We start from the raw sequence: 5783 nt of genomic DNA on the forward strand, positions 1-5783 counted from the left end.
TCGGCATTCTCGGCGGCGGCCAGCTGGGCCGGATGCTGGCGCTGGCGGCGGCGAACCTCGGCTATCGCTGCCATGTCTATGCGCCGGAAGCGGATTCGGTCGCGGCCGATGTCAGCGCCGCGTTCACGCAAGGGCGCTATGACGACGAGGCCGCACTGGCCGCCTTCGCCGCGCAATGCGCGGTGGTGACGTACGAGTTCGAGAACGTCGCCGCCGGGCCGCTGGCTGCGATCGGCGAACATGCGCCGCTGCATCCGCCGGTCCGCGCGCTGGAAGTGGCGCAGGACCGGGTGAACGAGAAGAGCTTCGTCGAGGCGCTGGGCGGCCGCCCAGCGCCGTGGGCGCAAGTCGATTCCGCCGCCGACCTGGCCGCCGCGATCGCGCGGATCGGCGCGCCCGGCATCCTCAAGACGCGGCGCGACGGCTATGACGGCAAGGGCCAGTGGCGGATCATGGACCCGGCCGACGCCGCCGGGCTGGACCTGCCCGCGGTGCCGCTGATCTACGAAGGCTTCGTGCGCTTCGCGGGCGAGTTCTCGGTGATTCTGGTGCGCGACGCGGCCGGCGACGTGCGCTTCTGGGATTCGGCGCAGAATGAGCACGACAGTGGCATCCTGGCCCGTTCGACCGTGCCCGCGCCCACGTTCATCACGGCGCAGGTGGACGCGGCGCGCGCGCTGGCGGCAAAAGTGGCCGACGCCTTGGACTATGTGGGCGTGTTGACGCTGGAATTCTTCGCCACGGCGGACGGCCCGGTGTTCAACGAGATGGCCCCGCGCGTCCACAATTCCGGGCACTGGACGATCGAGGGCGCGCTGGTCAGCCAGTTCGAGAACCATATCCGCGCGATCTGCGCTCTGCCGCTGGGCAGCACGGCGCTGGCGGCGAAGGGTGCGGTGATGGACAACCTGATCGGCGATGCCGCGCGCGACTGGGCGCAGATCCTGTCCGATCCCGCCAACCACCTTCACCTTTATGGCAAGGCGGCGGTCCGTCCCGGACGCAAGATGGGCCACGTCACCCGGCTGATCCTGTAATGGCGCAGGCCCTGGTCCTGATCTACGCGCGCGCCGCCAACGGCACGATCGGTCGGGACAACGCGCTGCCCTGGCACCTTCCGGCGGACCTGCGGCGGTTCAAGGCGCTGACCATGGGCAAGCCGATGATCATGGGCCGCAAGACGTTCGAGAGCTTTCCCGCGCCGCTGCCCGGCCGCCGCCATATCGTGCTGACGCGCGATGCCGGCTGGCAGGCGGAAGGGGCCGAAGTGGTCCACGATGTACCGGCGGCACTGGCGCTGGCCGGCGATGGCGATGTGGCCGTGGTCGGCGGCGCGGAGATCTACCGCCTGTTCCTGCCGCTGGCCGCGCGGGTGGAACTGACCGAAGTCCATGCCGATGTCGCGGGCGACACGGTGATGCCCCCCCTTGGCCCCGAATGGCGGGAGCTTGCGCGCGAGACGCACCCGGCCGAAAAGGGACGCCCGGCGTTCGCTTTCGTGACGCTGGAAAGGGGGAGGGGCTGAACCATGCGTCGTTGGGTGGCGATTGCACTGGGTGTGACCGGATTGGCGGCGGCGGCGTTCTTCGGGCCGCTGCCGGCCTTCGTCGAATCGCAGATGAACCGGATCGACGGGCAGCCGCTGATCGCGGTCAGTGACCGGGCGCGGGAACTGCACCGATCGCTGCGGATCGTCGATCTGCATGCCGATACGCTGATGTGGCGGCGCGACCTGCGCGACCGGGCGCGGCGCGGGCATGTCGATCTGCCGCGGCTGGAAGAGGGCAATGTCGCGCTGCAGGTGTTCTCGTCGGTCTCCAAATCGCCGCGCGGCCTCAATTACGATGCCAATCCGGCGGACAGCGACACGCTGGGCGCGCTGGCGGTGGCGCAGTTGCAGCCGGTGCGGACGTGGAATTCCTTGGCCGAACGCACGCTGTGGCACGGGCAGAAGCTGGACCGCGCGGTCGCGGCCTCGGGCGGGATGCTGCTGAAAGTCAGCGACGATGCCTCGCTCGATCTGCTGCTGGCCCGGCGCGGGAACAAGGCGCAGCCGGTGGGCGCGATGCTCTCGATCGAGGGGCTGCACGATCTGGAAGGCAAGGCGGAGAACCTCGACCGGTTCTATGCCGCCGGCTTCCGCATGGCGAGCCTGACGCATTTCTTCGACGATGAACTGGCCGGATCGATGCACGGGCTGAAGAAGGGCGGGCTGACTCCGTTCGGCCGGCAGATCGTGCGGCGAATGGAAGACAAGGGCATGATCGTGGACATCGCGCATCTCAGCCACGCCGGCGTGGCGGACGTGCTGGCGATGGCGCGGCGGCCGGTGGTTTCCAGCCACGGCGGGGTGCAGGCGACCTGCAAGGTCAACCGCAACCTGACCGACGACGAGATTCGTGGGCTGGCGCGCACCGGCGGGCTGATCGGCATCGGCTATTGGGACGCGGCGGTCTGCGATACCAGCCCCCGCGCCACCGCCAAGGCTATGCGCCACGTGCGCGATCTTGTCGGGATCGACCATGTCGCGCTAGGCAGCGATTTCGACGGGGCGACCACGACCCGGTTCGATACCGCGCAACTGGAACAGGTAACCCAGGCCCTGATCGACGAAGGTTTCAGCGAGGACGAGATTCGCGCGGCGATGGGCGGCAATGCCCTGCGCGTGATTCGCGCGGGCTTGCGGCCGATGGCCTCCGCGTCGGCCGGGGCCACGGCAGAGGCGCATCGATGACGCGAATCGACGCGCGCGATCGCGCGCCGGATCATCTGCGCGGGGCGGTGATCGCGCTCGGCAATTTCGACGGGTTCCATCTCGGCCATCAGGCGGTGGTGGGCGAGGCGGTGCGCCAGGCGCGGGCGCAAGGCCGCCCGGCGATCGTCGCCACGTTCGATCCGCACCCGGTGCGCCATTTCCAGCCCGATGCGCCGCCATTCCGGCTGACCACGCTGGACCAGCGCGAGGAACTGTTCGCTGCCGCCGGGGCCGATGCCATGCTGGTCTTCGCCTTCGACGGGACGCTGGCCGCCACCACGGCGGAGGAATTCGTGCGCGGGCTGCTGGTCGATCGGCTGGGCGCGGCGGGCGTGGTCACGGGCGAGGATTTCACCTTCGGAAAGGGGCGCGGCGGCAACGTGCGCGTGCTGGCGGAACTGGGCGCGGAAAGCGGGCTGACGGCGCGCGCGGTCGGCCCCGTGGTGGAAAGCGGCGAAGTCGTCTCCTCCAGCCGCATCCGCGCCGCGCTGCAGGCCGGCGATTGCGCCACCGCCACGCGGCTGCTGACGCGGCCCTTCGCGATCCGGGGCATGGTGCAGCACGGCGACAAGCTGGGGCGCACGATCGGCTTTCCCACCGCCAACCTGCCGCTCGGCAGCTATCTGCGCCCGCGCTACGGCATCTATGCCGTCACTGGCCGCATGCCCGATGGGCGCGTGGTGCAGGGCGCAGCCAACATCGGCATCCGCCCCACCTTCGATCCGCCCAAGGAACTGCTGGAACCCACTTTCTTCGACTGGTCCGGCGACCTCTATGGCCAGGAGATCGAGGTGGCCTTCCACCACTTCCTGCGGCCCGAGGCGAAGTTCGATTCGCTCGATGCGCTGGTCGAACAGATGAACCGCGATTGCGACGAGGCGCGGCGGCTGCTGGCGGCGGGGTAGCATCGGGTGCCACGGCCCACCCCCGGCCCCTCCCGCAAGCGGGAGGAGAGGAAATGCGCGACACACCCCCTCCCGCAAGCGGGAGGGGAGCGAGACTTGCCGGACCGCAGGGCCGGCTAGTCGCAGCGGGGTGGGCTGATGCCTTCTATGCCAAACCATCGCGCAATTGCAGGAATCCCCGCGCGCCGCTAAGGCCCGCCGATCATGACCGAACAGCGCGACTACCGAAGCACCGTCTTCCTGCCGAAGACCGATTTCCCGATGAAGGCCGGACTCCCGCAGAAGGAGCCGGGCATTCTCGCGCGCTGGCAGGAACAGGACCTCTACCGCCGCTTGCGCGATGCCCGCGCCGGGCGCGAGAAGTTCATCCTCCACGATGGCCCGCCCTATGCCAATGGCGACATGCACATCGGCCATGCGCTGAACCATATCCTGAAGGACATGGTCTGCCGCACGCAGAGCCTGCTGGGCAAGGACGCGCCCTATGTGCCCGGCTGGGACTGCCACGGCCNNATCGAATGGAAGGTCGAGGAGGAATACCGCAAGAAGAAGAAGAACAAGGACGAGGTTCCCCCGCGCGAATTCCGCGCCGAATGCCGCGCCTATGCCCAGAAGTGGGTGGACGTGCAGCGCGAACAGTTGAAGCGGCTCGGCATCAACGGGGACTGGGACCACCCGTACCTGACGATGGACTTCCAGGCGGAGGCCACCATCGTCGGTGAGCTGCTGAAGTTCGCCGAGAACCAGATGCTCTATCGCGGCGCCAAGCCGGTGATGTGGAGCCCGGTGGAAAAGACCGCGCTCGCCGAAGCGGAAGTGGAATACGAGGACATCGTCTCGACCCAGGTGGACGTGGCGTTCGAGATCACGAGGGCGCCGAATTGCCCTGAACTGGTCGGCGCCCATGCGGTGATCTGGACGACGACGCCGTGGACGATCCCGGTGAACCAGGCGTTGGCCTATGGGCCGGATGTCCGTTATCTCGTTTATCGATTCAGCGGGAAGAGGATCATATTCGCTGCCGAACTTGAGAAGTCAGTGTTCGAAAGGCTGAAGGTTCGATTTGAACCGGCCTCCAATAGCGATATCGGCTTCGACGATCTCTCATTCGAAAGAGAGATTAAAGGTTCCGACCTCGCCGGTGCCGTCGCGCAGCACCCCATGGCGGCGCAATTCCCCGAAAGCTCGTTTTTCACGAAGGATCGCCCGCTGCTTGCCGGCGATTTCGTCACCACTGACAGCGGCACCGGCCTTGTCCACATGGCGCCCGACCATGGCGAGGACGACTTCCTGCTGTGCAAGGCCCACGGGATCGATCCGGTGTTCGCGGTCGAGGGCGATGGCAAGTACCGCGCGGACTGGGCGTGGCTGGGCGGCGAAGGCAGCGTCATCAACCCCAAGTTCAACGCGCCCGACGGGCCGATCTGCACCGCGCTGCGCGAGGCGGGCGGGCTGCTGGCGGCGAGCGCGGACTACAAGCATTCCTACCCGCATTCGTGGCGCTCCAAGGCCAAGGTGATCTTCCGCTGCACGCCGCAATGGTTCGTGCCGATGGACCGGGTGATGACGCACATCTCGCCCAAGACGCCGGGCGAGAACCGTTGGGAAACCGAAGGCGGCGCGATCAACCCGGCGGAGGAAGCGCTGTGCGCCGCGCCCACGCTGCGGCAGGCGGCGATGGCCGCCATCGCCGAAACGCGCTTCGTGCCCGAAAAGGGCCGCAACCGTATCGGCGCGATGGTGGAAGGCCGGCCCGACTGGGTGCTCAGCCGCCAGCGCGCGTGGGGCGTGCCGATCACGCTGTTCGTCGAGCGCAAGACCGGCCAGTACCTCGTCGATCCGGCGGTGAACGACCGCATCGTCAACGCCATCCGCGCCGAAGGCGTCGATGCCTGGTCGGACGAGGCGGCGCAGGACCTGCTGGGGCCGGACTACAAGGCCGAAGACTACGAGCGCGTGGCCGACATCCTGGACGTGTGGTTCGATTCGGGCAGCACCCATGCCTTCGTGCTGGAATCGGGCCGCTGGCCCGACCTGCTGCGGCCCGAAGGCTATCAGGGGCCGCACGCCGACCTCTATCTGGAAGGATCGGACCAGCACCGCGGCTGGTTCCAGTCCTCGCT

General features: G+C 68.2%; 5 protein-coding genes. All 5 read left to right on the forward strand.

Annotation, left to right across the window (positions count from 1 at the left end; all coding sequences use genetic code 11):
• A partial coding sequence (locus B3547_RS19430) for a 5-(carboxyamino)imidazole ribonucleotide synthase (protein WP_292966098.1) occupies positions 1–1037 on the forward strand: 1037 nt, incomplete at its 5' end.
• Positions 1037–1525, forward strand: coding sequence for a dihydrofolate reductase (locus B3547_RS19435; RefSeq protein ID WP_292966101.1), 489 nt, complete (start codon positions 1037–1039; stop codon positions 1523–1525). The genes B3547_RS19430 and B3547_RS19435, both read left to right, overlap by 1 nt.
• Positions 1526–1528: 3 nt before the next feature.
• On the forward strand, positions 1529–2734 hold the full coding sequence (locus B3547_RS19440) for a dipeptidase (protein WP_292966104.1): 1206 nt from the start codon (positions 1529–1531) through the stop codon (positions 2732–2734).
• Entirely contained in the window at positions 2731–3660 is a 930-nt protein-coding gene (locus tag B3547_RS19445; protein WP_292966107.1) for a bifunctional riboflavin kinase/FAD synthetase, read from the forward strand. Before B3547_RS19440 ends, B3547_RS19445 begins: the two co-directional genes overlap by 4 nt.
• Before the next feature lie 204 nt (positions 3661–3864).
• Positions 3865–5783: isoleucine--tRNA ligase (locus B3547_RS19450; RefSeq protein WP_292966110.1), on the forward strand; the 1919-nt coding region annotated here is incomplete at its 3' end.

Origin of the sequence: Novosphingobium sp. UBA1939 (assembly GCF_002336885.1) — a bacterium.
Classification (GTDB): domain Bacteria; phylum Pseudomonadota; class Alphaproteobacteria; order Sphingomonadales; family Sphingomonadaceae; genus Novosphingobium.